This is a genomic window from Methanohalobium sp. (genome assembly GCF_018609725.1).
Classification (GTDB): Archaea; Halobacteriota; Methanosarcinia; order Methanosarcinales; family Methanosarcinaceae; genus Methanohalobium.
Genome location: NZ_JAHENT010000047.1, coordinates 1 through 4,354 on the forward strand (window position 1 = coordinate 1; position 4,354 = coordinate 4,354).

A 4,354-nucleotide genomic window follows, 5' to 3' on the forward strand; every position below is an offset into this window, starting at 1 on the left:
ATCATACTATAATCCATCAATGATGCATACCGTAGGGCTCGCGGGAATCAACGGCTGTGGAGATGGTACCTCTACGACCGGTCACGGTATCAGTTCGCAAGTACCGTCCATGAACCAGCAAATGTTCAACCTCGTCAAAGGTTGAGGCTCTCAAGGTTCAAGAGAACCTCACGAGTTTACTCGTGGAAGAGCAGTCAGGCAAAGGTTATTTATATATTATCAGAAACTGAAACCCAATACAATGACGCTTTGGACAGTTGTAAGTGCTCAGAAATCAAAATTTAAAGTAATGCCTATAAAAAATAAAAAAAAGGTTCCTATTTTTCTGGGTGAATTAATACTTGGAGATACATCTGCTGGCCCTCGCCCCCATAAATTCAAGGTTTATAAAGAGGGCAAAGGAGAATATCGCTCACCTGAGGAGTTTGTAGACCTTCTCAGAATGTCTAACCGAATTATGGTAGTAAATGGTGGATATGGTGAGCAGGAATTTGATTTTTTTGAAATGCTTAAAGGTTATCAATTAAAAGGCGAATATGTTAATGCATGCAGACATTGTCTTTTGAAAAACAGATTCAATTTTGTGAATAAAAAATCGATAAGGTATCACAATGAATTGATATGTGAAGATTGTGCAAAAGAGGAACTTGAAAATGCTCTTAACAATGCACAATACAGATACAGCGAAGAAGCAATCGAACACTTGAAACAACTTTTATTAAAAACAAGAGATTTTGACCGCACTCTTGGAATGCTAAATCCTGAAACGATTGATTCGGATTTAACCAGATATGATACAATAGAGTCCAACCCTGATGTTAGCACCATAAAAATCGATGATATACCAATAAATAAAAAATTCAAACAACATCTTCAGAAAAAATCCGAATATCTTCTCCCTGTACAATCATTATCGGTACAAAAAGGATTGCTGGATGGTAACAACCAGCTTGTTATGTCTGCTACAGCAACGGGCAAAACTCTGATAGGTGAACTGGCAGGAGTTAACAACGTTTTGAATAAAAGAGGAAAGATGCTTTTTCTGGTTCCACTTGTTGCACTGGCTAATCAGAAATACGACCAGTTTACAAAGAATTATTCACACCTTGGTATTAAAACTTCAATAAGAGTCGGGAGTTCACGTATCAACACCTCCAAAACGGCATCCATGCGTACGACACTGGATTCGGATATAATAGTAGGTACCTACGAAGGACTGGATTATGTGTTGCGAACCGGTGATGCCGACAAACTCGGAAATATCGGGACAGTGGTTATAGATGAAGTTCATATGCTGGAAGATGCTGAACGCGGCCACCGGATTGATGGTTTGATATCCCGGTTGAAATATACCGTACCTGAAGCTCAATTTATATACCTTTCAGCTACAGTGGCAAATCCTGAATGGTTCTCCCAAAAACTTGGAGCTTATCTTGTAGAATATGAATACAGACCTGTTCCGATAGAAAGGCATCTAGTGTTTAGTGATGACAACAAAAAGGTCAACCTAATCACCAAACTTGTAAAGGATGAGTACAGCCAATATTCGTCCAAAGGTTACAGAGGACAATCCATCATATTTACCAATTCCAGAAAAAATTGCCACAGAATATCCGATGCTTTACCCATGAGTTCAGCAGCATATCATGCAGGGCTTACCGGTTATGAACGAAAGAAAATAGAAAACAAGTTCCAAAACGGTGAACTTCCAGCAGTAGTTACTACAGCAGCACTTGCAGCAGGTGTAGATTTTCCAGCATCACAGGTTATTTTTGAATCTCTTGCTATGGGTATTGACTGGATAACAATGCAGGAATTTCTTCAGATGCTTGGACGTGCAGGAAGGCCGGATTATCACGACCGTGGAATAGTGGTTCTTCTGGCTACACCTGATAAGAACTATACAGGTGAACAGAAATTAACAGAGGATGAAGTTGCCATACAACTGTTAAAAGGTGAAATGGAACATACCGGTGTGGAGTATGGTGAAGACGAAAATATGGAAGAAATACTGGCATCTTCAGCCCTGACAACATCAAAGAATGATTTAAAAGCAATTCACAAAAAACTTATTGGCGGATATGGTTTCAGCCAATTTTTCAATCATTTAAAAAAGTATAAGTTCATAAATCAGAAAGGTGAAAATATATACCTGACAAAATTTGGTAAAATAGCATCCAGACATTTTCTCTCAGTAACCAAAGCTTTTCTTATACGTGATGCTGTTTTAGCTGGAACCGAACCTATTAACATTGTAACCAACCTGGAATTTTTCGATTCCGTTTATTTCAAGCACGCATCCCGGATATCACGAACATTGAAAGTAAATCTTCCTGCACGTGTTTTTCAGGGGGGTACAATTGATATATTGTTTGAAGGGGAAAACCTGTCAAAACTGGATGAATCCCTGCAGGACCAGATATATGAATTTGCTGAGGATTTTCTGACATGTAACTGCAAGGACTCTCCATATTGTGGTTGTCCAGAACATAAATTTTCATCCAAGTTAATAAGTTTAAGAGCTGAAGGCAATGACCCTGAAGGAATTATAAAACAGCTTGAAATCCGCTATGGTATAACCGCTTATGTGGGAGATCTTTACGATTATCTGGATGATGTTATCAGAAACCTTGATGCAGTGGAACAAATGGCAAAAGCATATTCAAAAAAGGATATAGCAAAAAACGCCTATATGTTGAAAAGGAAAGTTGAAGGAAGTGGGTAAAATGTGGATATGTTATGGATAAGCGAAAGTGATTAAAATAATGCAAACACATTACCAGACAAATCAGGATAATCAATTTAGGGATATCTAATCATGGCTGAAGATAATAATGAGGGCAAAAAGAAGGTAACCGTTGAATTTAAAAAGGCGGACGATTTTAAGCAGGCATATGCTATTGGTGCAGTAGGCGGACACAGTCCATATGATTTTCGAATAGGTTTTTATAATGATTCTCAGAAAGGGTTTGGACAACAATCAGATTCACGTGTTATAGAAAGAACACTCGAAACGGAAGTAATACTTTCACCAATGGCAGCCTACGAGCTCTCAAAATGGTTGAACCAGCATATTCAAGAATATGAAAATTTATTTGGACCCATCAGCAGACAGCAGGCTCAGAAAACAGAGAAAAATGAAAACAAGTCTGATAGTTCTGAATTACAGGGTTATATGTAAATAATAATATTATCTTTAAACGACATTAATCAATAAAAGTGAGGCAATAAATTGTTCCCAAATAAAAAAGTTCACAAATTACTCGGATCTAAGGTACAGGTTGAAATGAAAGGCGACCTCCATCAACTTGAAGGCGTTCTTGAAAGTGTGGATGATTATCTCAATCTACATATTGTGGAATCTGTTGAAATAGCAAATGGTGAACGCCTCAGGTCACTCGGTTCAGTAGTATTAAGAGGTAACAACATCGTTTTACTGGCACCTGTTGAAGATTAATAAAAAAAGATACAGGATATTATGGAACCTGAAGAACTGGCTTTAAAAGTAATAAAAGAACATCCAGAGGGGATATATCAGAACCAGCTCTGGAAAGAGATGAATATAGACAGTCGTAAGTGTTCAAGGATTGTGTCAAAACTGTTGAAAAAAGGATTAATAATCCGTGAATCAGCGACTTCAAAGGGTTCAAGAACTTACCTTTTAAAAAGTGCTGAAGAACCAAAACCATCCTATGAGATGCTTTTGTCAGGAAGTATGTTCTCACCTTGTGCAGGATGCAGGCTGGCATGTGAACCAGAGTTTTGTGAATATCTGACCGAATGGATTGTGAAACTGGATGAAGAAGATGAAACATCCCAGTCAGAAGCACAATGTTGAATCTCAAATCCAGTAAAAATCGAAAGTTATATATAGGTGTGTGGTAATTGTGTATTCCCGCACCGAAACAATCCAATTTGCTCCGGTAGTGTAGTCGGGCCAATCATTTCGGCCTTTCGAGCCGAAAACATGGGTTCAAATCCCATCCGGAGCATCTAAAATTTTTTATAATCCCTCAAATATTACTATTAACTCTTTAACCATATATAGTACATCTTTTTTTGAGAATTTTTATTTAGGAAATATTACCTTGAATACTAAGCAAGTTTGCTAGTTTCGGGATAATCAATATCTTTATTATAGTCATTTTTTAACCGTAAAATTGATTAATAATAATATCATTTATTATTATCAGATAATAAAATGAAGGCTGGAGATGTTCTAAAAACACTAAGAATAACAAGACCTACATTGTATAGATATGTGAACAACGGTTATATCAAACGAACACTATTACCAAATGGTCAGTATGAATATGATGATGAATCAGTTTATAATTTCCTGAATAAAGACGTG

The 4,354-nt window shown here is 37.2% G+C and carries 4 protein-coding genes and 1 tRNA gene; all 5 read left to right on the forward strand.

What is annotated here, in order from left to right; genetic code table 11:
• The first annotated feature begins 241 nt into the window (after positions 1 to 241).
• The 5 genes from QZ276_RS02945 (at position 242) to QZ276_RS02965 (ending at position 3,992) form a co-directional block, all read left to right on the forward strand.
• Positions 242 to 2,725 (forward strand): DEAD/DEAH box helicase, encoded by a 2,484-nt coding sequence (locus QZ276_RS02945; protein WP_292485140.1) that lies wholly within the window; start codon positions 242 to 244, stop codon positions 2,723 to 2,725.
• Positions 2,726 to 2,818: 93 nt separating this feature from the next.
• Positions 2,819 to 3,181 carry a DUF3467 domain-containing protein gene (locus QZ276_RS02950; protein WP_292485141.1) on the forward strand — a complete coding sequence of 121 codons (363 nt, stop codon included), beginning with the start codon at positions 2,819 to 2,821 and terminating at the stop codon, positions 3,179 to 3,181.
• A gap of 51 nt (positions 3,182 to 3,232) precedes the next feature.
• Positions 3,233 to 3,457: an LSM domain-containing protein gene (locus QZ276_RS02955; protein WP_292485143.1), complete on the forward strand. Its 225-nt coding sequence runs from the start codon at positions 3,233 to 3,235 to the stop codon at positions 3,455 to 3,457.
• A 21-nt stretch (positions 3,458 to 3,478) separates the two neighbouring features.
• Positions 3,479 to 3,838, forward strand: a complete 360-nt coding sequence (locus QZ276_RS02960; RefSeq protein ID WP_292485144.1) for a MarR family transcriptional regulator — start codon at positions 3,479 to 3,481, stop codon at positions 3,836 to 3,838.
• Positions 3,839 to 3,917: 79 nt separating this feature from the next.
• Positions 3,918 to 3,992 (forward strand) — tRNA-Glu (locus QZ276_RS02965).
• Positions 3,993 to 4,354: the final 362 nt, after the last annotated feature.